This is a genomic window from Roseibium sp. SCP14 (genome assembly GCF_040329475.1).
Taxonomy (GTDB): Bacteria; Pseudomonadota; Alphaproteobacteria; order Rhizobiales; family Stappiaceae; genus Roseibium.
The window spans coordinates 19,154-45,232 of record NZ_JBDZYH010000007.1 but is presented as its reverse complement, the minus strand read 5'-3'; the positions used below and the strand labels follow the sequence as shown (position 1 = coordinate 45,232).

The window sequence follows — 26,079 nt, the reverse complement described above, 5'->3', positions numbered from 1 at the left end:
GGATGCAAACTGTAAGATTGGGCGCATTGGCGATGTCGCTGGTTACTTCGGTATCCATGGCTTGGGCGGTGGAATCGACTGATCCGATAAAGCTGACGCTGCACGACTGGTCGGGGCAATTGATCAACACCAAGATCATGGGAAGTATCCTCAAGGAGGCCGGATACAATGTGGAATATGTCCAGGCCGACTATATTGCCCAATTCGCGGGTCTGAAGAATGGTGACCTGCATCTGGCGATGGAAATCTGGGAGACCACGGGCCGTGAGGCACTGGATGAAGCCACGGGGACCGGCAAAGTCGTGAATGTGGGTGAAACCGGTCTGATGGCAATCGAAGAATGGTGGTATCCCACATATATGAAAGAGCGCTGCCCAGGGCTTCCGAACTGGGAAGCTCTGAAGGATTGCGCCGAGGAATTCTCCACTGCCGAAACCGCGCCTTCCGGACGTTATGTCGGCGGGCCGGTTACCTGGGGCGGATTTGACGAAGAGCGTGTCGAAGCGCTTGAGCTGGATTTTGAAGTCGTGCATGCGGGCACTGATGCAGCATTGTTTGCCGAACTGGAATCCGCCTATCAGCGCGAAGACCCGATCATGCTCTGGGTATATGTGCCTCACTGGGCACCGGCAAAATATGATGGTGAATTCGTTGAGTTCCCGCCCTATTCGGCGGAATGCTATGCTGATCCGTCCGTGGGTGTTAATCCGGATCTGGCCTATGATTGCGGCAAGCCGCGCGGACCGATCTGGAAAGCTGCCTGGTCGGGTCTGAAGGAAAAGTGGCCTGGGGCATATGATGTCATCGAGGCTTACAACATTTCCAATGACGAGATGAGCGCCATGGTCGGCAAGGCCGATCTTGAAGGTGTCGACATCGACACCGTAGTTGCGGACTGGATGACAGCCAATAAGGATCGTTGGTCCGGCTGGATCGCTCAATAGTCTGAATTAGCCAGGGCTCGCGAAGGGTCGCGCAGCCCTGGTTTCAGGGTTAAATTTCTCCATCTCAATGGTCGCGCCTCCTGAAACGGAGAGCGGATGCGGAGCTCGTCTATGAAGTCGAAGGCCAAGCTTTCCTGCCGCAATATCTGGAAATTGTACGGAGCAGATTCAGAGGCCTTTCTGAAGCAGCATGTCTCACCCAGTGGTGACGACCTAGAGCGCGCAGGCATGATCGGTGCCGTCCGCAACGTTTCCCTGGAGATCTCCGAAGGCGAGATCTTCGTGATCATGGGCCTTTCCGGTTCCGGTAAGTCGACGCTGGTTCGCTGCCTGTCGAGATTGATCGAGCCGACAGGCGGCGAGGTGTTGTTTGATGGCATTGATCTTCTGCGCGCCAATGAAAGGGAGTTGATCGAAATCCGTCGTCACAAGATGGGGATGGTTTTCCAGCACTTCGCGTTGTTGCCACACTTGAGCGTGCTGCAGAACGTCATGTTTCCCCTGACCGTTCAGGCGGTCGGCAAGGCGGAGGCCGAAGCGAAGGCGCGAGACGTTGTTGAGTTGGTCGGGCTCAAGGGACGCGAAGACAATTTTCCGCGAGAGCTGTCAGGCGGACAGCAGCAGCGGGTCGGTATCGCGCGGTCTCTGGTGACCGAACCTGACCTGTGGTTCCTTGATGAGCCATTTTCGGCGCTCGACCCGTTGATCCGGCGCGAGATGCAGGACGAGTTCCTGCGCCTGCAGGCGCGCCTTCACAAGACCATCGTCTTCATTACCCACGATTTTGACGAGGCGGTACGTCTTGCCGACCGCATCGCGATCATGAAAGACGGTGAAGTTATTCAGGTGGCAACGCCGGAAGAGCTGGTGATGAACCCGGCCACCGACTATGTGGCTGAATTTACCCGTCATATTCCACGCTCCAAGGTTCTGACAGTGGGCGGACTGATGAAACCCGAGCTGAGAGGCGAGGGAAATCCCGTCTCCGTTACTGATCGAATTTCCGATGTCGCAGAACGCATCATCGCCTCCGACAGGCCTTTGCCGGTAGCTGACGAAACCGGCCGTATCGTCGGATCTGTCGATCGTGTCACGGTTGCCAGCACTTTGTTCGACGGCGGAAGCTCGCAATGAAAAAGCGGCTCGAAACGCAAACGGTTGTCACCTGGACGCTGATCGTTGCAACGATCATCATCGGCTACTACGGACGCGATCTGGCAAAGTTGTTGGACGCGCGTTGGTTGATCAAGTTCCCCTCCGCCTGGGTCGTTCGTTTCAACGTGGAAATCTCCGCCGCCATGAAGTGGCTGGTCGAAGACGCAGCCATCGGGCCGGTCTCATTTACCGACGTGACACGCGGCATCGCCTGGTTGATCGAGCAACCTTATCACCTGAGCCTGGCACTGCTGGCCGACGGGTTTGTCGTTGGTCAGGGAGCTGAGGCCACGACCGTGCTTCCTGCCATAAGCTGGATCGTCGTAACGGCGGCGGTCATAGCATTAGGGCAGTATTGCCGTGACTGGGGATTGGCGGCCCTTGTTGGAGCCTGTTTTCTGTATCTCGCGGTCTTTGGTCAGTGGGACAGTGCAATGGTTACGCTGGCTTCCGTGATCATAGCCGTGCCGATCGGTGCCGGTGGTGGATTGCTCCTGGGTATCTGGGCCTATCGCCATCCATTGGGTGAGCGCATCCTGTCGCCAATCCTGGATTTGATGCAGACCATCCCAATCTTCGCCTACCTGGTGCCCATTCTGTTCATGTTCGGCTTCGGTCCGGTGTCTGCCCTGGTCGCCACGATCATCTACGCAACACCTCCCATGGTGCGCATCACCACTCTGGCGCTGAAATCCGTCGACCCGGAAATTCTGGACTTCGGCCGAATGGCGGGCACGACCCGGCGCCAGCTGACCTGGCGGGTTCTGGTGCCTTCCGCCTCCCAGACCCTGATGGTCGGCGTCAATCAGGTGATCATGCTGACCCTGAACATGGTCATCATCGCATCGATGATCGGGGCGGGCGGTCTCGGGTTCGATGTCTTGGCCGCCCTGCGGCGGCTCGACATCGGCGCCGGTTTTGAAGCGGGCATTGCCATTGTCGTTCTTGCAATTGCCGTTGATCGGCTCAGCCAGGCCTTTGCTGAACGCATCGGCCAGGTCGACAAGCCTGCACCCGGGTCCTGGGTGTCGCGTCACAAGCGCACGACGCTGGTCGGAGTTCTTCTCCTTCTGACCTGGGTCTTGGGCCAGTTTTCGCCGCTGCTCCTGAAATACCCGGAGAGCCAGACCATCACGACAGGTGCTTTCTGGAACGATACGGTCAAGTACCTTAATGTGAACTACTTCGACGCACTGGAAGCCGTGAAGATCTTCTTTCTGACCTGGTTCCTGCTGCCGATCAAAAAAGTCATGCTCGGAATTCCCTGGCCGATGGCAATTGCATTGCTGTCACTGCTTGGTTGGCGTGCAGGTGGCTGGAAGCTTGGAGTGCTCTGCCTCGCGTTGTCGGGATTGATTGCGATATCCGGGCTTTGGACCAAAGCCATGGTGACCGTCTATCTGTGTGGTGCATCCGTCATTCTCGCAACTGTGATCGGAATACCGCTTGGGGTTCTGGCTGCCTTGAACCGGCATGCCGGAACGGCGATCAACCTGTTTATCGATACGCTGCAAACGCTGCCTAGCTTCGTGTATCTGATCCCTGTGGTAATGCTGTTCCGCGTCGGCGATTTCACGGCGATGATCGCGATCGTACTTTATGCCTTGGCTCCAGCGGTCCGGTACGCAGCTCATGGCGTGCGCAGTGTCAGCAAGGATCTGATAGAAGCCGGGCAGGTTTCCGGTTGCACACGTTGGCAATTGCTGCGGCACATCCGTCTCCCCATGGCGCTTCCCGAAATCCTCCTGGGGCTGAACCAGACCATCATGCTGGCACTGTCCATGCTCGTGATCACCGCGCTGGTCGGCACCCGGGACCTTGGTCAGGAGGTCTACATTGCCCTGACCAAAGCCGACACTGGACGCGGTCTGGTTGCCGGCCTTGCTATCGCCTTCATCGCCATAATCGCCGATCGTCTTCTGAAAGCCGGAGCCCGCAATGCGCGCATCCGTTTCGGACTGGAGAGCTGAGCCATGAAACAATCCGAATTGATCTCCCAGATCCATGCGCTGCCCATTTGGCAGGGAGATGTCACGGCCAAACCGCTGGCTGGAGGCATAACCAACGTCAACTATCTCGTTGAAGACGGGAGCGGCAAATATGTCGTGCGCGCTGGTGATGACATTCCCCTGCACCAGGTGATGCGCTTCAACGAACTCGCGGCCGCGCGAGCAGCTCATGCAGCTGGCCTGTCCCCGGCGGTAGTTCATGCATCTGATAATCTGGTGGTGCTGGAATACATCGAAAGCCGGACGTTGACCGAAGCCGATGTGCGCAATCCGGAAATGCTGCCGCGTGTCCTCAATCTCGTCAAAGCCTGCCATCGGAAGGTACCCGAGTTCCTTCGCGGTCCGGCATTGGTTTTCTGGGTTTTTCACGTCATCCGCGATTACGGAGCAACGCTTGTCGACCGCAAGTCAAGTTACAGCCAGATGCTGCCGGAACTTCTTGAAATGGCAAGCAAGCTGGAACAGGCCGCAGGACCGTTCGACATTGTCTTTGGCCACAATGATCTCCTGTGCGGAAACCTGTTGGATGATGGCCAACGGCTCTGGCTGATCGATTTTGACTATGCCGGGTTCAACACGCCTCTCTTTGATCTCGGCGGTCTTGCTTCCAACAACGGCCTGAGCGCTGAGCAGGAAGACTGGATGCTGGCAACCTACTTCGAATGCCAGGTCACCGACGACCTGCGCCACAGGTACCAAGCCATGAAATGCGCATCGCTGCTGCGGGAGACCATGTGGAGCATGGTTTCGGAAATAACCTCCGCCATCGATTTCGACTACGAGGCCTATACGGCCGAAAACCTCGCACGCTTTCGTGCGGCGTATGAAGACTTTCAAGTGAGTTGAGGACTGACATGACCAAACTTCCCTCTACCGCCAAAGCCGTCATCATTGGCGGCGGCATTATCGGTTGCTCAACCGCCTACCATCTCGCCAAGCTCGGCTGGACGGACACGGTTCTTCTCGAGCGGAAGAAACTGACATCTGGCACGACCTTTCACGCAGCCGGGCTGGTTGGACAATTGCGTTCGAATGCCAACATCACGCAGCTTCTCGGATATTCCGTCGACCTCTACAACAAGATCGAAGAGGAAACCGGTCTTGGCACGGGCTGGAAAATGAATGGCGGTCTGCGGTTGGCGTGTAACGAAGAACGCTGGACCGAAGTGAAACGTCAGGCAACCACAGCGCACAGTTTCGGTCTGCCGATGGAGCTGCTGACGCCGAAGGAAGCGCAGGACCTGTGGCCGCTTATGGATATTTCCGATGTGGTCGGCGCAGCCTTTCTGCCGACAGACGGTCAGGCCAATCCGTCCGACATCACCCAGGCGCTTGCCAAGGGCGCGCGCATGGCCGGTGCCAAGATTTTCGAAGACACCAAGGTCACCGATATCGAGATCGAAAAGGGCAAGATCCGGGCTGTCATAACCGAACACGGCCGTATCGAGTGTGAAAAAGTGATCTGCTGTGCCGGGCAATGGACGCGTGATTTTGCCAAACGTTTCGGCGTGAATGTGCCTCTGGTGCCGATGGAACACCAGTTCATGGTGACGGAGCCTTTCGAAGGTGTGCCCTCCAATCTTCCGACCCTGCGCGATCCCGATCGTCTGACCTACTACAAGGAGGAAGTTGGCGGCCTGGTCATGGGAGGGTACGAACCCAACCCGATCCCCTGGGCGGTTGACGGAATTCCGAGAGGTTTTCACTACACGCTGCTCGACAGCAATTTCGATCATTTCGAGCAATTGATGGAACTGGCTCTCGGCCGGGTTCCGGCGCTGGAAACAGCGGGTGTTCGAATGCTCACCAATGGCCCAGAGAGCTTCACTCCCGACGGTAATTTCATTGTCGGTGAAGCTCCGGAGCTCAGCAATTTCTATGTCGGAGCCGGTTTCAATGCCTTTGGAATTGCTGCCGGAGGCGGGGCCGGCATGGCGCTCGCTGAGTGGGTGCACAAGGGAGAGCCTCCCTTCGATCTATGGTCCGCCGATATCCGCCGATTTGGCAGACCGCATTTCGATACGGACTGGGTGCGGACCCGCACGGTTGAAGCTTATGGCAAGCACTACACGATGGCCTGGCCGCATGAGGAAAACAAATCCGGCCGTCCTTGCCGCAAGTCGCCCCTCTACGAGACCCTGGCGGCGCAAGGCGCATGCTTTGGCGAAAAGCTGGGGTGGGAACGCCCGAACTGGTATGCGGACGCATCCCTTGGAGAAACTCCGACAGATGTTTACAGTTTCGGCCGCCAGAACTGGTTCGAGGCTGTCGGGCGCGAGCACAAGGCAGCACGCGAAGCCGCAGTCATCTTCGATCAGACCTCGTTTGCCAAATTCGCATTGAAGGGTCCGGACGCCGCCGCCGCGATGAACTGGATCTGCGCCAATGATGTCGACAAGCCGGTCGGTTCACTGACCTATACCCAGATGCTCAATGACAAGGGTGGCATTGAATGTGACCTGACCGTTGGACGTGTCGCCGAAGATGAATTTTACATCGTGACCGGTACCGGCTTTGCCACGCATGACTTTGACTGGATCAGTCGAAACATTCCAGACGGCATGAACTGTCAGCTCTTTGACATTACGTCTTCCAATGCGGTCCTGTCTTTGATGGGCCCGAAAGCGCGTGATGTTCTTGAAAAAGTCACGCGTGATGATGTTTCGAACGACGGCTTCAAGTTCGGCACCATTCGCACAATCGGCATTGCCGGATGCCCGGTCCAGGCCCTCAGGGTGACCTATGTCGGCGAACTGGGTTGGGAGCTGCATCTGCCGGTCGAATATGCCCAGACCGTCTATTCCGCCCTGCAGGAAGCCGGCGCGGAACATGGTTTGGCAAACGCGGGTTATCGCGCCATTGAATCCCTGAGGCTGGAAAAAGGATATCGCGCCTGGGGCAGCGATATCGGCCCGGATCACACGCCATTTGAATCCGGACTTGGCTGGGCGGTCAAACTGAGAAAGAACGTGGACTTCAAGGGCCGGGCAGCTGCCGAAGCGCAAAAGGCAAATGGCGTCAAAAAGATGCTTGCCTGCTTCACGGTCGACCCGAGCGTGGTGTTGCTCGGCCGTGAAACGATCTATCGCAATGGCCAGCGTGTCGGCTGGCTGACGTCGGGCGGCTTCGGTTACACGGTCGGCAAATCCATCGGCTACGGCTATGTGCGCAATCCCGATGGAGTCGATGCGGAGTTTGTGAAGTCCGGCACATATGAGCTGGAAGTGGCAACAGAGCGGGTTGCCTGCGAGGTCACCCTCGCACCGCTCTATGACCCGAAGATGGAACGCGTGAAGTCGTAAGCGCGACGTTTAAAATCGTCAGGGGTTTCTTGGCTGAACCGCACATGAAACCTCTGGTGAACGCTCCCTCTGGGATCAGCCTGAATGAAAAGAACCATCGGACCTGGAAATCGGGTCCGATGGTTTTTCTTGTCGAGCGTATACCCCGGTCTTCGTGAAGGGCAGACCTTCGACCCGCTATCGGGATCGCCAGGCCTGCGTCCGTTTCAAAATGCCCTTGGAAGCAATCAGATGAATGATCCTGGCAGCGGCGTTGGTATAGAAGATCATCATTCCCATCGCTGCCGCGGGGGCAATGTCGCCAGCATCATCCATGTTCAGGACCGCGATCGAGGCAAGCGTTGTCTTTGGTGAATAGAGGAAGACCACTGCGGAGACGGTCGTCATGGCGTTCACGAACAAATAGATGGAAATATCCAGAATTGCCGGTAAGCAAACCGGCACTGTCACACGAGCAAACAGCTTCATGGTCGGCTGCTTCAGAGACGCCGAAACAGCTTCGAACTCGCGGTCCATCTGTTTCAATGCCGTCACGGCCGTCAGGTGAGAGACGGTATAGAAATGGGTGACAGTGCAGATCACCAGAATCGTCATCGTACCATAGATGACATTCAACGGGTTTGACGGACTGTTGAAGAAGAAGATGTAGGCAAGTCCCAGCACCATGCCGGGAATGGCCATTGGCAGCATGGCGAACATCTGGAACAGGGATCGACCCATCCTGAAACCGTTGGTTTTTTCGACAAGATAGGCTCCGAAAAAGACAACCGAGGTTCCGATGACCGCCGTTAGCAGCGCAAGTTCGATCGAGTTGTAATAGGACCCCCAACCGCCGCCATCCATCTTGTCGAACTGGTAGTTGTTCAGACTGAGGCTCAGGTCATAGGGCCAGAACTTGACCAGCGCCGCAAACTGGCAGACCGCGAGCAGGCCGACGATAAAGAGCGCAACCAGTGACGAATAGATCAGAAAGATCCGGTCCATCTTCGGGTTGGGCGAGGGCGCGTAAGGGACCGAGCGCGCCGATAGCAGGGCAACCTGCTTGGATTGCACGATCCGGTCGATGGCGAAGGCAAGGATGGCCGGGATGACCAGAACAACCGACACCACGGCCCCCATTTCGAAATTCTGTTGACCGATCACCTGCTTGTAGATATCGACCGCCAGAACGTTGAACTGGCCGCCAATCACCTTTGGCAGGCCGAAATCCGTGATCACCAGATTGAAGACAACGAATGTCGCGGAGATCAATCCGTAGCGTGCTCCGGGAACAGTGACGGTCCAGAAAGTCCGCCAGGGCGTCGAGCGGAGCGACGTTGCCGCCTCATAGAGGCGGGAATCCGAAATTGCCAGCGCGGTCGAGATGATGATGAAGGCATGGGGGAAGGTGAAGAACACCGACCCGATGACAATGCCGATCGGGCCATAGATCGAGGCTCCGAAGAGGAGTCCCTTGAGCATGCCCTGATTGCCGAACAGATAGACGAGCGCGATACCCGGCAACAGCGAGGGAACCAGGATAGGCATCATTGCGATCAGGCGGAAGACACCCTTGAAACGCATACAGCTGCGATTCAGCGCATAAGCGAACCAGAAAGCCAGCGAGACCGTGATGACCGTGGAGATGACCGCAATCACCAGGGAGTTCTTGATTGAGTTGAACAGCGCTGGTGTCGAGAAGTAATTGACGAAGTTGGCGATGCCCGTGGACTTCACCGGCCGGAGCTGGACGCGCCGGAATGTGTTGCTGTCGAGCTCTACCCAATCGAGATTGTTGTGCAATGTGGAACCGACAAGGAAGCGTCCGCCTTCGGTGCTGTTTCGGATCTTGTAGTGGACCGGGCTGCGGAAGCTGAAATCCGGAAAGAATTTCGTGACGCTCAATCTGCTGTCGGAGCTGCCGGCAAGGTCTGAAGCATCATAGGCATTCGATCTTTCGTTCAGCTGCGTACCGGTCAGGATCGTTCCGTCGAAAATGCCCGCTTCATCACTGACCTGAAATTCGTACTGAGACAGGTCGAACTGGTAGGTCGAAAAGGATTTGGAGAGCATCGCCCAGAGCGGGAAAGCCAGGCTGATCAGCAAATAGAGAGCGATGACGATCATGCCACCGCGCATGATGATGTCATCACGGCTCAGTTTCGGCTTGATTTCCGGGCCGGCCGGCATCGTGTCCGGCGCTGTGTCGAGCGCACTCATGCCGGGACCTCCGGGCGCTCGAAGGCCATCAGGCGATCTGCAGGAAGCTCAATCACCATGTTCTTGCCTTCGCCAAGATCAAGACGGCGGACAGCGTTGATCGAGAAATCTGCAAACAATTCAGAGCCGCCAAAACGTTCGTTCTGAAGCCGGCAACGCCAGAACGAACCGAGGAATTCCATTTCCTGGAGAAGAACGTCGATGCAATTTCGATTTTCGTCGCTCGGCTGATATCCGGCTTCATGCGGAATGACGTCCTCCGGACGGATCGCGGCAACAACCTCATCGCCATCCCGAAATGCGTGCGCGTGACAGGCAAACGTTTTCTCGCCGACGCTCAGGCGTCCACCCTGGGCAACCCTGGAGTTGATCTGGTTCATTTCGCCAATGAAGTCGGCAACGAAGAGGTTGGATGGTTCGCGGTAGATTTCGGTCGGAACGCCCACCTGCTCGATCACGCCATGGTTCATCACCACGATCCGATCGGCCATGCTCAAGGCTTCTTCCTGATCGTGGGTCACCATGATCGTGGTCACACCCAGCTTGCGCTGTAACTCCTTGATCTCATGGCGCAGGTGAACGCGCACCTTGGCATCGAGCGCAGACAGAGGTTCGTCCAGAAGCAACAGACCGGGATTGGTCGCGATCGCGCGCGCCAGGGCAATTCGCTGCTGCTGGCCACCAGAGAGTTGAGCCGGATATTTCTTGCCCTGGTCCGGCAAACCTACCAGCTCCAGGAGTTCCGCGACGCGCGTCGTGATTTCGGATCTGCTGCGGCCGGCATTTTCCAGACCAAACGCGATGTTCTTCTCGATCGTCAGGTTCGGGAACAACGCATAGGATTGAAAGACAATGCCGAAGTCGCGCTCGGATGGGGGCAGGTTGGATATGTCCTGTCCCGCCTGCTTTATTGCTCCCTTGGTCTGGAGGTCCAGACCGGCAATCGCGCGCAGCAAGGTCGTCTTGCCGCAACCGGAAGGGCCGAGGAAACAGACGAATTCGCCCTCATTGATGTTGAGCGAAATGTCCTTGAGCGCCATGAATCCGCCAAAGGCTTTCCAGAGATTGTCGATGCTCAGATAAAGATTTTCCGAGGCGGCTGTCTGGGTCACGGCGGAGGTCCTTACGTCATAATGTTTCATGGCGTTCCGGGGGCTGGCAAATTGGAAAGAATAAGACGAACAAGACGAGCGGAGGCGCAACCACCTCCGCTCTTCATCTGGTTACTTCGCTTCCGACTTGCCGTCGTAGCGTGACTGCCATTCCTTCAGGATGGCATCGCGATTGTTCGCAGCGAACTCGAAGTCGTTTTCGATCATCGCGTCCAGCAGCCCTTCGGGGAAATGCTCAACCGGTTTCGCAACACCCGGATAAGCGACAACCGCATAGCCGGAATTGTACATTTCGTTGGCTTCCTTGGTCACCGAGAAGTCAAGGAGTTTCTGGGCAGCTTCCGGATTTGCGGTTCCTGCGACGATGGCAGAGGCTTCCATATCCCAGCCCACACCTTCGCTCGGTACGATGATTTCAAGCGGTGCGCCAGCGGCTTTGGATTTTGCGCCACGGAATGCGAAGGAAATGCCGATCGGGATTTCACCTGCCGCCGCCAGCTTGCATGGCTTGGAGCCGGAATGAGTGTAGCGCGCAATGTTATCATGCAACGCATCCATGTATTCCCAGCCGCCTTCTTCACCGAACATCTGCAGCCAGCTGGAGACGTCCAGAAAGCCCGTTCCGGAGGAATTCGGGTTTGGCATGATGACGTGGCCCGCATACATCGGATCCGTCAGGTCCTTCCAGGAAGTTGGCGGTTTCAGTCCGGCTTTTTCGGCCTCTACCGTGTTGTAGCAAACCGAGGCCACCCAGGCGTCCATACCAACCCATGCCGGGGGATTGTCACCGTCGACGAATTTCTTGTCGAGTTTGTCAACTCCGACCGGGGCGTAAGGTTCCAGCATGCCTTCGGACTTCAACAGAAGCAGCGATGTTGCCGCAAGGCCCCAGATGGCATCCGCCTGCGGGTTGTCGCGTTCGGCCAGAAGCTTTGCTGTGATAATTCCGGTGGAGTCCCGAACCCAGTTTATCTTGATGTCCGGATAGCTTTCGTTGAATTTCTCGGCGTAGCGCTTGAGGTCTTCTGCCTCGACGGCGGTGTAGACTGTCAGCTCGGTTTCGGCCGCTACCGGGGCAACCAGCAACATGCTCGCCGCCAAGGAAGCCAAAAAGGTCCTTGTATTCCTCATCACGTTCTCCTCCATTCGGTAATCAGAAATTGGAAATTCTTTGTCTCCTTCATCCTGAAGCAATCAGTTTGGCAGGTTCTCAGCACAAAAAAAATCGATTATGTCTACCATATCATAGGCTGAGCTTATGGCGCTTTCTGACGCAATTGCAACTTGAGCAAAAAGAAGAGTATCCCGGTATTGGATTTAAAACACCAGGATACAATCAAAATTCCCTTAGGAGGCTAATCGTGCAGCTCCGCGCCGTCGCTTCGATGGGAAACTTTATTTAAGTTCAGGTGCTTATCCGAAACGCGCCCGTTCACCGCGCGGGTCATACGGCGTTCGCAAATATGGAGTTGCCGGATGCCTTACACCTGCAAGATCAATTTCCCAGTCGTTCGCCGACAGATACTCGGCAGTCACGTTTTGAGGTGCGTTGAGCTGAACCAAAGCAGTCGACGCACCAAGGGTATGACCATAGGCGGCAGAGCGAACCTCGCCAATGACAGTGCCGTTGCAAAGGACAGATTCGCCGCCCCAAAGCTGTGGTGAACTGTCTTTCAACACCATCTGCACAATACGGGTGTTCAGATGTTCCGGGTCAGACTTGGCGGCAAGAAGAGCGTCCTTGCCAATGAAATCGCATGTTTTTTCAAAGTCGACGGCAAAACTCAATCCGGCCTGCAGAGGTGTGATGTCAGGGGTAAGTTCGCGGCTCCATGCCCGAAAGCCTTTCTCAATCCGCAATCCTTCAAGGGCGTAGTACCCGGCATCCCGGATGCCATGGGCTTGGCCGGCCTGCATCAGGTCCTCGTAAACTCCGACGGTGAATTCGACAGGAACAATCAACTCCCATCCCAATTCGCCGACATACGTCATGCGGTTGGCAAGCACTGCTGCGTATCCGAGATCGATCTTGCGCACGGTTCCAAAGGGAAAGGCTTCATTTGAAAGATCGGACTGCGTGACCTTGGCGAGAACGTCGCGCGAAGCCGGTCCCATCAGGGCCAGAACCGACCAGGCGCCGGTCACATCTGTCAGAAATACATGGGCTTCTGGATCGACGTTGTTGCGCAGCCAGTCAGCATCCCGAACTGCCTGCGCAGAACCGGTGATCAGGAGATACTCGTCCTGCTTCAACCGCAAAGCCGTCAGGTCGCTTTCATAGCCGCCGCGCTTGTTTAGAAGACCGGTATAAACCGTTCGGCCAATTTCGATGTCGATGTTACCGGCGCAGATTCGGTTTAGCTGATCGCAGGCATCGCGTCCCTGCACAAGCAGTTTGGCGAACGAGCTCTGATCGAACAAGGCAACACCCTCCCGTGCCGCCTTGTGTTCTTCGCCAACCGTCTCGTGCCAGTTCTGACGGCCAAAGCCATACTCGGTCTGGTTGCCCGGGGAGGTCGCGAAATAGTTGGCGCGTTCCCAACCCATCTTTGATCCAAATACGGCGTTCTTTGCAGCAAGACGGTCATAAAGAGCGGAGCGCCGGAATGGACGGGCGCTGTCCAGCTCCCGGTTCGGCCATGGCATGGCATAGTGCAGGCCAAGCACTTCCTTGACACGATCGTGGAGCCACGTCGGGTTGTTGTTGAAGTCGGCGAACCGCCGGATGTCGACGGCAAACAAATCCATCGTTGGAGCACCTTCGACGATCCACTCCGCCAGAGCCTTGCCGGCACCGCCGGCGCTTGCAATTCCCATCGAATTGAAGCCGGCCCCGACAAAGAAATTCTTTACCTCGGGAGTTTCTCCCAAGAGATAATTATTGTCCGGAGTAAAGCTCTCCGGTCCGTTGTAGAACTCCCGTACACCCGTGTTGCCCATCTGCGGCACACGGACAAGAGCGTTTTCCATCAAAATCTCAAACTGATCCCAGTCGTCGGGTAGCAATTGAAAGAAGAAGTTATCCGGAATGACTTTCATTCCCCAGGGCTTGGCTTCCGGCTCGAAGCCTCCCATGACGAGACCGCCGGTTTCTTCCTTGAAATAGATATAGCCGTCCGGGTCTCTTAGCACCGGCAAATCGGGATTCACGCCCTCGATCTGTTCGGTCACGATATACATGTGTTCGGCTGAGTGCAGAGGTACGTTGGCACCGCACATTTTGCCGATCTGTCGCGCCCATTGACCTGCGCAATTGACGACGACCTCAGCCTCTATACAGCCCTTGTCGGTGACCACACCGGTAATCCTGTCTCCGCGGGTCAGAATGTCTGTGACCTGGATCCCTTCAATCACCCGCGCACCGCGCAGGCGCGCGCCTTTGGCAAGAGACTGTGTCAGATCCGTCGGGTTCGCCTTGCCATCGCCCGGCATCCAGAGCCCGCCTTTTAGGTCATCCACTTGCATGACCGGCCATTTGTCAGCGGCCTCTGCCGGCGTAATGACCTCGACTTCCACGCCCTGCGCTCGTGCGGCGGCTGCCGTTCGCAGCAGCATCGTCATGCGTTCGTCGGAGCGGGCGACCGTAACCGAGCCGCATTCCTTCCAGCCGGTGGCCAGTCCGGTTTCCGCTTCAAGCTCGGAGTAGAGATGCGTTGAATACCGGATCAGGTTGGTCATTGCCGGTGTGCTGCGCAATTGGCCTACCAGTCCGGCTGCATGCCATGTTGTTCCGCAGCTGAGTTGCCCCTGTTCGAGGAGGACAATGTCCGTGTGACCCATTTTTGCCACGTGATAGGCAACTGAGCACCCGACGATACCACCGCCAATGATTACGTATTGCGCGCTTCCGGGAAGCTTCGTCTCAGCCATCTTTTGATCTCCAGCATCAGGAAAGGGTTTCCGCTGGAGAGTTTCATATTTGGCAATATTTGGCAAATATTTTCAAGTTATGGCAAGTTAGCTGCCAATTTGAAGCTGCAAATCGCTTAGAACATTTGACAATTCGGATGGAGGGGCAGCGTCGGTTATCAGCAATGTCCCGTCTTGAAACCGTGGCATGACGATCTTGCCAACAACGCCAAACTTGGAGCTGTCTGCCAGGATCATTGCGGTTTCCGCCTGCATTAACATGCGTGCGCGCAGATCTGCGGCATCCCGGGTGAAATCGGTAAAACCAGCCCGTTCGCTGATCCCTCCGGCGCTTATGATCGCAAACTCCGCCCTGTATCTGGCGAGGTTCTCGAACACTTCCAGCCCGAATGTCGCCATCTCGGCGGGGTCCATCCGCCCCCCCAGAAGCACGACCTCGCGGCAAGCCGGCGCAATCAGTTCAGCAAGTTTCAGATCGTTGGTAACTACCTGCAATTCCTTGCGATGATTGACCAATTGGCGCGCAACTTCGAGGGTGGATGAGCCGTTGTCGATGATGATTGAGGCTCCGTCAGGGATCATCGACGAAACATGTGCTGCGATTTTGGACTTGCCGTCGGCATTGCGCTGAACGCGATCCCTCATCGGGGCTTCTTTTGAAACAACACGCGCCGCACCACCGCGTACCTGCGCAAGCTTTCCTTGACCGGCAAGAAACTCTATGTCCTTGCGCACCGTCTCCCGCGACACTCCCAGACGCTCCGTCAGCGACCGGATGGAAACGGCCGGGTGCAGGTTCACCTCATTGAGAATGACTGCGTATCGTTCGTCTGGAAGCATGTTGGCACTTTCTCATTTTGCAATGTTTAAAATGCCAAATTTTGCCAAGCTGAGCAAGGCCCGGATTCCTGGCGTGCAACTCTTGTCGAAAACAGCGCGTTTGTCGTGAAGTTGCCAATATGCACGTCAGCTTGAGAAAGTTACGCCTGCCGATTGTGCGCGAAGACGCGGATCTCTCGATTTGACCTGAACCGGATGCCCGTTGAGCAGCTCCTGGCACCGGTCCAATGTTTCGGTCTCAAGTCTAAGCATTGCCTGCTCGGTATAGAAGGTGAGGTGTGGCGTCAGAATGACATTGTCCCTGCCAAAGAGCGGACTAAGTGGATGATCCTTCAAGGCGAGCGGTTCCATGCTGAAGACGTCCAGTCCGGCGCCGGCTATCCAGCCCTCGTCAAGCGCCTTGATCAGTGCCATTTCATCAACGATCGCTCCTCGCGAAACGTTGATCAGACAGGCGCTGGGTTTCATGGACCGCAATTCGGCCTCTCCCAACAGATGCCGGGTACCGTCATTTAGCACCGTGTGGATCGAAACGAAGTCGGACTGCTCCAGCAACTCCTGAAGCGTCTCGCACTTGCGGGCGCCGTGTTTGGTCATCTCCTCGCTCGACATGCCGGGATTGTAGGCGACGACATTTGCCCGGAAGCCCGCTCCGGCCATTCTGGCCATGCTGCGTCCGATCTTTCCCAGACCGATAATGCCGACAGTGCTTTCGGCGAGATCCCGCCCGATCCATTCGGGTTCAGGCCAGGCCCAACCTTCGGCTTGCATCTGCCGACCCAACGCAGGCAGGCGCTTTGCCAGCGAGATCATCAGTGAAAATGCACCTTCCGCAACCGTTTCTTCCGCATATTCGGGAATGTTGACGACCGGAATTCCGTGCTCGATGGCGGCTGGAATGTCGATTGCGTCAATGCCGACACCATATTTCACGATGCCGCGCAGGTTCCTTGCGGCCTCGATCACCCGGCGGGTAATCGGCGTGTAGCATTTCAGCAGAAGGTCTGCGTCAGCGACTTCGCGTAGCAACTCGTCTTCGGCAATACCGTCGGGCAGAAGAACCAGATTGTGACCGGCTTTGCGTAGCTCAGAATCCACGACAGGAAGCTGGAGTTCCCGGTCCGTCCGAACGATTTTCATGAAACAATCTCCAATTCAACTGCATCAGTGGTTGCGGCATTCTGATCTTTGAAAACGCGCGCTAGGTTCAAGGTCGATTGACGTGGATGCGAACAGTTTTCTCATCGCTGACCGGAGATACTGACAAACTGGGCTTCTGGCGACGTCAACCTTGCTCCGTCAAAAAAATGCGAGGCTTGGCAAGCCTCGCAGTCTGGGGAGGAACACCTTGGACCGTTCCGGCCAAGGCGGGAAAAATTCGCGGGTGTGAAGAGGATCTTCACTTTGAAGACAGCCTTTTGTCGAAGCTAAAACTCCATCTACCAATCAATTGTGCGGCGAAATTATCTATTCCCAAAATCATGATTTTTGATTGATCGATAGGGTGGGCCTATAGACTGGTTTGCTTCAGCAGGACGGCTTTGTTGCAGGTCATACTCCCCTTGGTTTCTTCGTGCTTCCCTTGGACTGAACCTGATTGTCTTCAATTCGAAGCTGTGGTTTTTTGGGCGCGAGAGTAAGAGAATTGGAGGGCCAGTCCGTGATAGATCCGACCACACTCATGACCTATGTCGCTATCGTGCTCGGCTTTGTCTTTATTCCTGGCCCGGCAACGTTTCTGACATTGGCACGAGCAACGAGCTCAGGAACGAAGGTCGGTATCGCGACAGGGGCGGGAATTGCCGCGGGGGATCTGCTCCACACTCTGATGGCCGTTGTTGGGCTTTCAGCGGTGATTGCGACTTCGGCGCTGCTCTTCAGCATCATCAAATATGCAGGCGCTGCCTATCTCGTTTATCTGGGTATTCGCGCGATACTTGAAAAAGCGCCTACGGACCTTGCAAGAGGGGCGCTTCGGATAACCGCACGCCAGGCATTCCATCAGGCGATCCTCGCGGAAGTGCTGAATCCTAAAACTGCGCTGTTTTTCCTGGCGTTTCTGCCGCAATTTGTGCAGCCGGGAAGTGGCTATGTCGCGGTCCAGTTGACTGTTCTCGGGCTGGTCTTTGTGCTGCTTGGTCTTTTGAGCACAGTGATCTTTGCAATAGGTGCGGGAAGTCTCGGCAGTTTCCTACGCCGTAATCCGACTGTTTTGAGGTGGCAGGGCAAAGTGGTCGGCAGCATCTATTGCGGTCTGGGCGCCCGGTTGGCGTTACAGGAACGGTAAGGCGCTTATGGCGAAAGAGTCACCTCAATCGACACTTGTAATTTCCTGAGGCCGACGCGGAGAATTCACCTGCTGGTGGAAGGAAACAAGGAGGCGAATCCTTCAATGATTGCCTGCTGTCAAAAATGTCAGTGCTTCTGACAGATTCGATTCTATTTCTTTGTGAACCTTACCTAAGGCCATGAATTCAGGAACCAGTTGTTTCCATCCAAGGGATTCTTTTCACTCTCGTTTTCCCCGGGCGGAAGGATTCACGGTAGCGACTCATCTGGATAAACAAACGTGAGCAAAAGCTGGTTCAATTATCTGAAAACGTTAATGAAAAGTATATTTTAGGAGCATGGCTCTTGGTCTTGCGCATAGCCGTTCTGGTGGGGAGCCCCGATTGAAATCCGGTGCTGTCAAGTCGAGCGTAGCGTTCGGCAACGCGCTGTTAAGATCTTGTTAACTTAAAATATCTTGCACGGAATATGGGATTTAGGCATCTATGACGGAGTATTTGAGCTAAACGGATATCAAACCGTCAGAGAGCATCAATGGCTTTAAGCGAGAATTTTACCGGCGAACGCGATACAATTGCAAAGATCGAGGATTTTACTCAGAGGCTCTCCGATCGTCTGCAAACTATGCGCGAGATGGCATATCCGCCGGAAGCGCAAAAAGTATATGGCCGCACGTTCTCGACAACGGATCTCGTTCGCCTCCTTGGTGTCCCTGAGAGCACGCTACGCACTCTGACGCTGGAGGGCCGTGGTCCTCAGCCGCACCGCTCGGAAAACAATCGCAGAATTTATACCATCGAACAGGTTTGGGAGCTGCGCGCGTATCTGGCGGATCTGAGGCCGGACGATGCACTCCGGCTTCTGCCTCATCGCCGACCCGGCGAGAAATTGCAGGTGATCGCAGCGGCGAACTTCAAAGGCGGCAGTTCCAAGACCACAACATCGGTGCACCTGGCGCATTACCTTGCATTGCAGGGATATCGCGTTTTGTGCGTCGATCTCGATCCGCAAGCATCCATGACAACAAAGTTCGGAATTCAACCGGACCGGGATCTTCGTTCGGGCGAAGACGAGGACGAGCGGACCGACACCACATACGACGCCCTTCGTTACGACAATTACCGTGTTCCCTTTGCCGAAGTAATTCGCGAGACCTATTTCCCCGGCATCCATCTGGCCTGCGGAAACCTACGCCTGATGGACTTCGAATACGATACGCCGACCGCGTTGGCCGAACGCACAACCGACGAGCTTGGGCTCTTTTTCCAACGGCTGGATGCTGTGATCCAGTCGGTTGAAGAAAACTACGATGTCGTTGTGCTCGATACGCCGCCTTCATTGGGGTACACGACCATGGCGGCTCTCTACGCCGCGACGGGGCTGATCATTACCGTTCATCCGGCAATGCTCGACGTGTCCTCATGCTCCCAGTTCCTGAAGATGATCTCGGACGTCACGCACACGCTTTCGGAAGGTGGAGCCGTATTCGAGCATGACTTCACGAAGTTTCTTCTGACCCGGGTCAATCCGAATGACGGTCCGCAGAAGATCATGTCCGGAACGATGCGCGACCTTTTCGGCACCGACGTATTGGTGGCCGAAGCGATCGAGTCGACAGCCATTGCATCGGCGGGCGTTGCCAAGAAAACGCTTTACGAGATTGAGCCGGGTGAAATCGGACGTGAGACCCTGAAGCGTGCACTTGAAAGCGCAGACCGGGTGAACGCTGAAATTCTGGAGATGATCAAGCAAGTTTGGGGCAGGGAGGGTCGCTGATGAAAAAATCAATCGTAAAAATGATGTCGGATGCAACCGCAGCTGCCGCGCAAAAGAAAGATCCGTCGAAATCGGCTGCGAACCAGCGTGTGACGGCACCGGTCGTGAATTCCATGGGCCGGGCTTTGTCGCATATGCGCGAAGACAGCATCGTGTCGCTGGATCCTTCCAAAATTGACCCGAGTCCTTATTCAGACCGGTTCGAGACGGATGAAGAGGCCGCAGCAGCCCTTGACGAACTGAAGCTCTCGATCGGAAATGAAGGTCAAAAGATCCCTATCTTGGTTCGACCGCATCCGGTTGAAAAGGATCGATACCAGCTGGCCTACGGACACAGGCGTTTGTTGGCCATTCAGTCCCTGATGGCAGATGCGGCCAAGCCCGAGAGCGTCAAGGTCAAAGCCCATGTCCGGAAACTGACGGATGCCGAGCTGATTAAGGAACAGTCGCTTGAGAATGGCGTGCGGGAGAACCTGACTTTCGCCGAAATGGCGCTATGGGCGGTTCAACTGCGCGAGGCAGGTCTCAAGCAACGCGAGATGCAACCGCTGCTCGGCCAGGGGCAGGCAGTGATTTCACTGATGTTGAAAGTTGCTGATGGCGTTCCGTCCGACATCATCCGTGCGATTGGCCGGGCAAAGAATGTCGGCCGTCCAGCCTGGATGGAATTTGCCAAGTTGTTTGACGATCCCAAATCGGAAGAACGAATCCGGAGAATTCTAGAGAACGATAATTTCCGTCGGGCTCCGGCGCAGGAAAAACTGGCGATCGCGACAACGGCGGCGCGCGGCCGGGCGGCTAGGCCGCCGGTGGTTGATGCGACTTCGGCCGAAATCATGTCCAACGGAACAATTGTTGCCAAGGTGAAGAAAACGGCATCGGCGACCACGTTCTCCATTCCGAAGTCCGAAACGGAGTTTGCGGCCTGGCTCAGCGAAAATCTCTCAGACTTTCACGACGATTTTCTGAATGGCCGGACGAAATCAGGTGGTGGAAGCAACTAGAAAACGGTCCGTGATTGAGAAACTCAGTTCGGACAGGTGATTGACGAGAGCCAATTTTCTCAGCCTCACAATCACCGATGAAGACAGGAACGGAAGTTCAGAGCGAAAAGGAATTTTGGCGACGAAAACATCAAGCTAGAAATGAAAAGAGACCGAAACGGCGGCAACCGTTCAGTCTCTAATTCACGGTTCAACTTGGAAAGCCCAAACAGGAACCTCGACACACTTCTGTTTAGGCTAATTCCGAATCACGTGCAAGATCTGTCTTGTGCGAACGGTGGATTTCTGCCGGTATTTTCCCGTTGAACCTCCCGAGTTGAATAACGCCGCACGTTGATACGTGCCGGTGAACGGGGGTTATTATGCCTACTGTTTCGAACGTTTCTTCCTTCAGGAAGGTGACGCCGGGGATGCTTGCGTCCCAACGCCTGGCAATGTCCAACGACATTCCCGATATCGGCAAATCCGAAGTTGCAATTGCCCTGAAACGAGCAGCTCAACCTCTGGGACTTGCTTCAACTGCCTATCATGTACTGGATATTCTTCTTGGTTTGTCAAAACCGGAGGACTGGAAGGGTGGAAATCGGCCGGTTGTGGCGATTTCCAACGAAAAACTGGCAGCCTATGTCGGAAGGAGCGAGCGGACGGTTATTCGAGCCATTAAGCAGCTCGTTGAGGCTCAGGTTTTGGCCTATCGCGACAGTTCCACCGGCCGGCGGTGGGTTCACCGCAACGATACGGGTGAAATCACCTATGCATATGGCCTTGATTTCACACCTGCACGTGTTCGCTACCACGAAATCAAGAAACTGGCTGATGAATGGCAAGCCAAACTCAATGCCGACAGGGAAGCTCGACGGTCTGTAACCAAGGTTTCCAGGGCGATCGTGGATATAGTCGAAGCGACGGACGATGTTGATTTGAGTGATTTCCATGATCAGATGATGGCCATCCTTGAAAGTACAATGACCGTCCAAAAGAAAGCTGCTGACCTACAGAATCTTTACGACCTGCTTGTCGAGGCACTGAACAAGGACTGGAAAAATAAGGATCAGCCAGCAAAAAATGAAAATATGTCATCCGAGTATGACACAGATGTCACCCCCTTATTTAATACAAGCTCTCAAGACTCTTGTTTAAATAAAAGGCCATCCGCTAACGCGGAAGAACAATTTAACAAGCCTAACGCCGCCTACGGCGACGAAATAGCTCCTGAAAGGGAGCAAGCGGAGCGGGGTGGGGCTAAAACACCTCTTGATCGCGAGCAGAAGCGTCCAAAAGGGAGGTTTTCCGACCATTCGGGAACTCTAGACAGCGTTTCGATCTCTTTGCTGGAAAGTGCGTGTACGGCCGTTCAAAGTGATTTTGGACTATCCTTTGACAGCTGGCCGGAGTTGTTGTCCGCCGCCGAGGTTCTCAGGCTCGGTATCGGATTGAGTGAAACAGCTTACGCGGATGCTTGTGGGAAGCTTGGCCGGCAGACAGCAACGGCGATATTGGCGGTTGTTGCGGAAAAAGCGTTGCGCGATCCCAACAAGATAAGCTCGCCTGGTGGATACTTCCGGGCGTGCTGCGATCGCGCGGCGGAAGGCAAGTTGGCCTTGGCGCGCTCATTGTTCGGACTGGCAGCAGGCTGATCCGGTGGTCGCCGTGAAAACAGCGGGTTTTGAAAGTCGGCTCGAGCTGGCAGCCGCCGCATTGGTTTGCTCTTCCTCGTGCTGGCCATCGCTTCCGCGGCCGGCGCGCGGGAAAAACAACGTTCGCAAGGCGATGAATGGTGTTCGGACCAATCGCAAGGTTCTGCGTTTGCACGAGGTCTTGAATACTGAGGCACCTGGGTTAAGTGCCCGACAAAACCGGATTTTGGTGCAGACGGCAGAGCGCGCTTGGTAAAGTTTCGTCGTAATACAGATTTTGATGTAGGGGCGGAAAATAGCGAGCAAGCTGAAGTTGCTAAACCAGCTCAACTCCTTTGCCAAATGGATCGATGAGCAAATCAGGCCGCGAGTTGGGAGTACATCCGGGCTACTGGCTTGAACGTCGTCTTCTCTGTGATTTTCAGGGGAGATTAAGCCGAAACATCAATGGCTTGCACTTTCCCTGAGCTAACTGATGCGCTCATTGTCGGATCAAACGGGTTCGAAGTGAGTTGATTTGCCTTGACAGTATTGGAACGTTCCAGTAGAACTCGATTCAACAAATTGGAACGTTCCAAAAGATTTCGGGAGGACTTCATGCGTTGGGCTCTGATTGGCGCGAGCCGGATAGCGTCGAGCTACATGATTGACGCAATTCGGGCGCAGGACGGTGCGGGCATTCAGTCCGTTCTAAGTTCCAGTTCGGAGCGTGGTGCTGCGTTTGCTCGGGAGCACGATATTCCCGAAAGCTTTACAGATCTCGATGCGCAGCTCGCAGATGATACGGTCGATGCGGTGTACATATCGACGACCAATGAGAAGCATTATCCGCAGGCTTTGGCGGCAATCGAAGCCGGCAAGCATGTGCTGTGCGAAAAACCCCTGGCCATGACGTTGGACGATGCGGCGCGGATGGTTCGTCTTGCCGCCGAAAAGGGCGTGGTTTTTGCAACCAACCATCATTTGCGCAATGCCGGTTCGCATCTGGCGATCCGGGGCCTCATTGAGGACGGACGTATCGGCGAGGTACTGAGTGCGCGGGTTTTCCACGCGGTCAACCTGCCTGAACACCTCAGAGGCTGGCGCATAAATGACGCGGCCGCAGGTGGCGGCGTCATTCCTGACATTACAGTTCATGATGCAGACACGGTCCGTTTCCACCTAGGAGAAGATCCGATTGAGGTCGTCGCCAAGGCGGGAACGTCGGGAATGGGGCAGGGCGTAGAGGACAGCGTAATGTCTGTCTGGTCCATGCCTTCGGGGGCGATGGTACAGGCGCATGAGAGTTTCACCCACCAGTTCGCCGGAACCGGTATCGAAATTCACGGATCGAAGGGGTCGGTTTTTGCAAGAAACGTAATGACCCAGGAACCAGTCGGTCAGATCCGGATTGTGACCGCCGAGGGAGAACGGAACGTCCCGTTTGACGGTCATAATCTTTATCATCGGTCGCTGGGTTTGTTCACCGGCGCTGTTGCGGGCAACGGACGCCCGTCCGCTGATGGTGTTGATGGCGTAAAATCACTCGCAGTTGCTCTGGCGGTCCGCGAAGCGGCTCAGTCCGGAAAAGCAGTCCGCGTTGACTATGGAGGATTTTGAGAAATGACTTCCAAGATCGTTTCCATGGAAAAGGCTGCGGGAAGAATTGCCGACGGCGCTGTGGTGACAGTTTCCTCTTCCTCCGGCCTCGGATGTCCGGACAAGGTTCTTGAGGCCATTGGCCAAAGGTTCGACCGCGAAGGGCATCCGAGGAACCTCACCACATTGCACCCGATTGCTGCCGGAGACATGTATGGGATCAAGGGCATCGACCACATCGCGAAGGATGGCCTTTTGTCGACCATCATCGCCGGGTCTTATCCCTCCGGGCCGTCTTCAATGCCGATGCCGGAGATCTGGCGAATGCTGGTGGACAACCGGGTCGCGGCCTACAACGTTCCTTCAGGCATCATGTTCGACATGCACCGGGATGTTGCCGCAAGACGACCGGGTATTCTGACCAAGGTTGGGCTCGATACGTTCGTTGACCCGGTTCGGCAAGGCTGTGCCATGAATGACGCGGCATCGGCAAAACCGATTGTTTCCCGCTTTGAAATGGCCGGCGAAACCTGGCTTCACTTCCCGAATATCGTACCTGACGTCGCGATCATTCGCGCAACGACCGCTGACGAAAGCGGCAACCTGACTTATGAGCATGAAGGCGCATATCTCGGCGGCCTGGAGCAGGCCATTGCAGTGCGAAACCACGGCGGCCTTGTGATTGCACAGGTCAAACGTGTCACAGCTGCCGGTTCCCTTCGACCTCACGATGTGCGTATTCCCGGGCATCTGGTCGACCTCATTGTTGTCGATCCGGAGCAACGTCAGACCACGGAAACCGACTACGATCCGGCAATCTCCGGTGAAATCATGCGGCCCTGGTCCAGTTTCTCCCTTGCCGAACATGGTATTGAGAAGGTCGTTGCGCGCCGCGCGGCCATGGAACTCGTGAAAGGTCAGACAGCCAATCTCGGTTTTGGCATTTCGGCGATGGTCCCTCGGGTCTTGCTTGAGGCCGGGCGGGAAAAAGCGGTGACCTGGGCGATCGAGCAGGGGGCGACCGGTGGTATGCCTTTGACCGGCTTTGCCTTTGGTTGCGCGTCAAACGCCGATGCCTATATGCCGTCCCCTCAGCAGTTCACGTACTTTCAAGGCGGTGGCTTTGATGTTTCCTTCCTGTCTTTCCTCGAAGTTGACCTGGAAGGAAACGTGAATGTCTCCAAGCTCGGCAAGAAACCTTACCTGACTGCCGGTTGTGGCGGCTTCGTCGATATCACGGCAAATGCACGCAAGATCGTGTTTTCCGGTTTGTTTGAAGCCGGAGCCGAGCTTGACCTGACCGACGATGCTCTGGCTGTGAAATCGCCTGGAAAGTTCACGAAGATGGTCGATGAAGTCGAGCATGTGACATTCTCCGGCCGACGCGCCCGTGAATTGGGGCAGGACATTCTTTATGTCACCGAGCGCTGCGTTATCAAGCTGACTGACAGCGGGCTGATCGCCACTGAAATCATGCCCGGTATCGATCCCGGACGGGACATTGTCGACGCTTCCGCGGGACGAGTCAGACTTGCCAACAACCTGAAGGAAATGCCGAAAGCGTTGCTGCGAGACGTGCCGATGGAGTTGAGCTTGTGAGCGCGCTGCATCTGATACGCCATGGCACCGTTGCCGAGTTGCGGCTCGACAATCCGGCGAAACTCAACGCCTTTACAGCCGAGATGCTGAGAGCTCTTGAGCCGTATTGCGAGGAGCTGGAGCGGGATGCTTCTGTTAGAGCTGTTGTGATTTCGGCCGAAGACAGCAAGGCATTTTGCGCCGGGGCCGACATTCTCGCCTGGTCTGAACTTGAGCCCTGGGATTTCGCGCGGCACTGGATCCGCGATGGCCATCGAATATTTGACCGTGTCGCACGGCTTTCAAAACCGACCATTGCCGCAATAAACGGTCATGCATTTGGCGGCGGCCTCGAGTTTGCCGCAACGACCGATATCCGCGTCATGTCGCCGACTGCGACCCTGGCCTTGCCGGAAGCCTCTGTTGGAATTGTACCGGGATGGTCGGGTACACAGCGACTGATTCGATTGTTGGGTGAGCCCTTGGTCAAGGAAATGGCGCTGTTCGGCCGCCGCATTTCTGCAGAGCGCGCCCTTGCGGCCGGTTTTGTCGCCGAAATTGCAGAAGATCCAAGAACGGCCGCTTTCGAGATTGCCGAACAAGTTGCCGGCACGTCCGGCAATGCAATCGAAGTAGCCAAATACATGATCCATGCCGCTGCAGGTGAAGATCGAAATGCCATGATCGAGGCTCTTGGGGCCGGCATGATCAGTCCGACTGAAGATCGCAAGGAAGGCGTTGCGGCCTTCCGCGAAAAGCGCAAACCGAATTTTTCTGGACGATGAC

The 26,079-nt window shown here is 55.7% G+C and carries 18 protein-coding genes; 12 read left to right on the top strand and 6 right to left on the bottom strand.

The genetic code is table 11. From position 1 onward, the window contains the following. The first annotated feature begins 2 nt into the window (after window positions 1–2). The 5 genes from ABLQ08_RS24625 (at window position 3) to ABLQ08_RS24605 (ending at window position 7,410) form a co-directional block, all read left to right on the top strand. The gene (locus ABLQ08_RS24625; RefSeq protein WP_417714950.1) at window positions 3–944 is read left to right on the top strand and encodes an ABC transporter substrate-binding protein; all 942 of its coding nucleotides are present in this window, start codon (window positions 3–5) and stop codon (window positions 942–944) included. Between the two features lie 111 nt (window positions 945–1,055). Then, window positions 1,056–2,078, top strand: coding sequence for a quaternary amine ABC transporter ATP-binding protein (locus ABLQ08_RS24620; protein ID WP_352947771.1), 1,023 nt, complete (start codon window positions 1,056–1,058; stop codon window positions 2,076–2,078). Then, entirely contained in the window at window positions 2,075–4,069 is a 1,995-nt protein-coding gene (locus tag ABLQ08_RS24615; protein ID WP_352947769.1) for an ABC transporter permease, read from the top strand. Before ABLQ08_RS24620 ends, ABLQ08_RS24615 begins: the two co-directional genes overlap by 4 nt. A gap of 3 nt (window positions 4,070–4,072) precedes the next feature. Next, entirely contained in the window at window positions 4,073–4,954 is an 882-nt protein-coding gene (locus tag ABLQ08_RS24610; protein WP_352947766.1) for a choline/ethanolamine kinase family protein, read from the top strand. Between the two features lie 8 nt (window positions 4,955–4,962). Further along, window positions 4,963–7,410, top strand: coding sequence for a GcvT family protein (locus tag ABLQ08_RS24605; RefSeq protein ID WP_352947763.1), 2,448 nt, complete (start codon window positions 4,963–4,965; stop codon window positions 7,408–7,410). A gap of 177 nt (window positions 7,411–7,587) precedes the next feature. Here the strand turns inward: ABLQ08_RS24605 and ABLQ08_RS24600 are convergent, their stop codons facing one another. The 6 genes from ABLQ08_RS24600 to ABLQ08_RS24575 all read right to left on the bottom strand — a co-directional run bounded on the left by ABLQ08_RS24600 (window position 7,588) and on the right by ABLQ08_RS24575 (window position 16,571). Beyond that, entirely contained in the window at window positions 7,588–9,609 is a 2,022-nt protein-coding gene (locus tag ABLQ08_RS24600) for a putative 2-aminoethylphosphonate ABC transporter permease subunit (RefSeq protein WP_352947761.1), read from the bottom strand. After that, window positions 9,606–10,751 carry a putative 2-aminoethylphosphonate ABC transporter ATP-binding protein gene (locus ABLQ08_RS24595; protein WP_417714949.1) on the bottom strand — a complete coding sequence of 382 codons (1,146 nt, stop codon included), beginning with the start codon at window positions 10,749–10,751 and terminating at the stop codon, window positions 9,606–9,608. Before ABLQ08_RS24595 ends, ABLQ08_RS24600 begins: the two co-directional genes overlap by 4 nt. Before the next feature lie 81 nt (window positions 10,752–10,832). Beyond that, complete coding sequence (locus ABLQ08_RS24590; RefSeq protein WP_352947755.1) at window positions 10,833–11,852, bottom strand: putative 2-aminoethylphosphonate ABC transporter substrate-binding protein; 1,020 nt, start codon at window positions 11,850–11,852, stop codon at window positions 10,833–10,835. 282 nt (window positions 11,853–12,134) lie between these two features. Further along, the gene (locus ABLQ08_RS24585; protein ID WP_352947752.1) at window positions 12,135–14,591 is read right to left on the bottom strand and encodes a GcvT family protein; all 2,457 of its coding nucleotides are present in this window, start codon (window positions 14,589–14,591) and stop codon (window positions 12,135–12,137) included. An 87-nt stretch (window positions 14,592–14,678) separates the two neighbouring features. Beyond that, window positions 14,679–15,431, bottom strand: a complete 753-nt coding sequence (locus ABLQ08_RS24580; RefSeq protein ID WP_352947750.1) for a DeoR/GlpR family DNA-binding transcription regulator — start codon at window positions 15,429–15,431, stop codon at window positions 14,679–14,681. A gap of 126 nt (window positions 15,432–15,557) precedes the next feature. After that, window positions 15,558–16,571 carry a C-terminal binding protein gene (locus ABLQ08_RS24575; RefSeq protein WP_352947748.1) on the bottom strand — a complete coding sequence of 338 codons (1,014 nt, stop codon included), beginning with the start codon at window positions 16,569–16,571 and terminating at the stop codon, window positions 15,558–15,560. A 520-nt stretch (window positions 16,572–17,091) separates the two neighbouring features. Here ABLQ08_RS24575 and ABLQ08_RS24570 point away from each other — a divergent pair. From ABLQ08_RS24570 to ABLQ08_RS24540, 7 genes are all read left to right on the top strand, one after another. Continuing rightward, a complete protein-coding gene (locus tag ABLQ08_RS24570; RefSeq protein ID WP_352947746.1) occupies window positions 17,092–17,718 on the top strand; it encodes a LysE family translocator in 627 nt (208 codons plus the stop codon). Window positions 17,719–18,254: 536 nt separating this feature from the next. Then, window positions 18,255–19,496 carry a plasmid partitioning protein RepA gene (gene repA / locus ABLQ08_RS24565; RefSeq protein ID WP_352947743.1) on the top strand — a complete coding sequence of 414 codons (1,242 nt, stop codon included), beginning with the start codon at window positions 18,255–18,257 and terminating at the stop codon, window positions 19,494–19,496. Further along, window positions 19,496–20,500 carry a plasmid partitioning protein RepB gene (gene repB, locus ABLQ08_RS24560; RefSeq protein WP_352947740.1) on the top strand — a complete coding sequence of 335 codons (1,005 nt, stop codon included), beginning with the start codon at window positions 19,496–19,498 and terminating at the stop codon, window positions 20,498–20,500. The genes repA and repB overlap by 1 nt, the downstream gene beginning before the upstream one ends. A 362-nt stretch (window positions 20,501–20,862) precedes the next feature. Continuing rightward, window positions 20,863–22,137 (top strand): plasmid replication protein RepC, encoded by a 1,275-nt coding sequence (repC, locus tag ABLQ08_RS24555; protein WP_352947739.1) that lies wholly within the window; start codon window positions 20,863–20,865, stop codon window positions 22,135–22,137. Window positions 22,138–22,734: 597 nt separating this feature from the next. Next, on the top strand, window positions 22,735–23,736 hold the full coding sequence (locus tag ABLQ08_RS24550; protein ID WP_352947736.1) for a Gfo/Idh/MocA family protein: 1,002 nt from the start codon (window positions 22,735–22,737) through the stop codon (window positions 23,734–23,736). A gap of 3 nt (window positions 23,737–23,739) precedes the next feature. Beyond that, complete coding sequence (locus ABLQ08_RS24545) at window positions 23,740–25,314, top strand: acyl CoA:acetate/3-ketoacid CoA transferase (RefSeq protein WP_352947734.1); 1,575 nt, start codon at window positions 23,740–23,742, stop codon at window positions 25,312–25,314. Further along, window positions 25,311–26,078 carry an enoyl-CoA hydratase/isomerase family protein gene (locus ABLQ08_RS24540; protein WP_352947731.1) on the top strand — a complete coding sequence of 256 codons (768 nt, stop codon included), beginning with the start codon at window positions 25,311–25,313 and terminating at the stop codon, window positions 26,076–26,078. Before ABLQ08_RS24545 ends, ABLQ08_RS24540 begins: the two co-directional genes overlap by 4 nt. Window position 26,079 lies beyond the last annotated feature (1 nt).

What these genes read in the sequence shown, in the direction of transcription:
- repC (WP_352947739.1), top strand. Translation starts at nt 20,863, where the DNA reads ATGCCTACTGTTTCGAACGTTTCTTCCTTCAGGAAGGTGACGCCGGGG.
- ABLQ08_RS24625 (WP_417714950.1), top strand. Translation starts at nt 3, where the DNA reads ATGCAAACTGTAAGATTGGGCGCATTGGCGATGTCGCTGGTTACTTCG.
- ABLQ08_RS24590 (WP_352947755.1), bottom strand. Translation starts at nt 11,852, where the DNA reads ATGAGGAATACAAGGACCTTTTTGGCTTCCTTGGCGGCGAGCATGTTG.
- ABLQ08_RS24610 (WP_352947766.1), top strand. Translation starts at nt 4,073, where the DNA reads ATGAAACAATCCGAATTGATCTCCCAGATCCATGCGCTGCCCATTTGG.
- repB (WP_352947740.1), top strand. Translation starts at nt 19,496, where the DNA reads ATGAAAAAATCAATCGTAAAAATGATGTCGGATGCAACCGCAGCTGCC.
- ABLQ08_RS24580 (WP_352947750.1), bottom strand. Translation starts at nt 15,431, where the DNA reads ATGCTTCCAGACGAACGATACGCAGTCATTCTCAATGAGGTGAACCTG.
- ABLQ08_RS24615 (WP_352947769.1), top strand. Translation starts at nt 2,075, where the DNA reads ATGAAAAAGCGGCTCGAAACGCAAACGGTTGTCACCTGGACGCTGATC.
- ABLQ08_RS24585 (WP_352947752.1), bottom strand. Translation starts at nt 14,591, where the DNA reads ATGGCTGAGACGAAGCTTCCCGGAAGCGCGCAATACGTAATCATTGGC.
- ABLQ08_RS24600 (WP_352947761.1), bottom strand. Translation starts at nt 9,609, where the DNA reads ATGAGTGCGCTCGACACAGCGCCGGACACGATGCCGGCCGGCCCGGAA.
- ABLQ08_RS24575 (WP_352947748.1), bottom strand. Translation starts at nt 16,571, where the DNA reads ATGAAAATCGTTCGGACGGACCGGGAACTCCAGCTTCCTGTCGTGGAT.
- ABLQ08_RS24620 (WP_352947771.1), top strand. Translation starts at nt 1,056, where the DNA reads ATGAAGTCGAAGGCCAAGCTTTCCTGCCGCAATATCTGGAAATTGTAC.
- ABLQ08_RS24605 (WP_352947763.1), top strand. Translation starts at nt 4,963, where the DNA reads ATGACCAAACTTCCCTCTACCGCCAAAGCCGTCATCATTGGCGGCGGC.
- repA (WP_352947743.1), top strand. Translation starts at nt 18,255, where the DNA reads ATGGCTTTAAGCGAGAATTTTACCGGCGAACGCGATACAATTGCAAAG.
- ABLQ08_RS24545 (WP_352947734.1), top strand. Translation starts at nt 23,740, where the DNA reads ATGACTTCCAAGATCGTTTCCATGGAAAAGGCTGCGGGAAGAATTGCC.
- ABLQ08_RS24595 (WP_417714949.1), bottom strand. Translation starts at nt 10,751, where the DNA reads ATGAAACATTATGACGTAAGGACCTCCGCCGTGACCCAGACAGCCGCC.
- ABLQ08_RS24550 (WP_352947736.1), top strand. Translation starts at nt 22,735, where the DNA reads ATGCGTTGGGCTCTGATTGGCGCGAGCCGGATAGCGTCGAGCTACATG.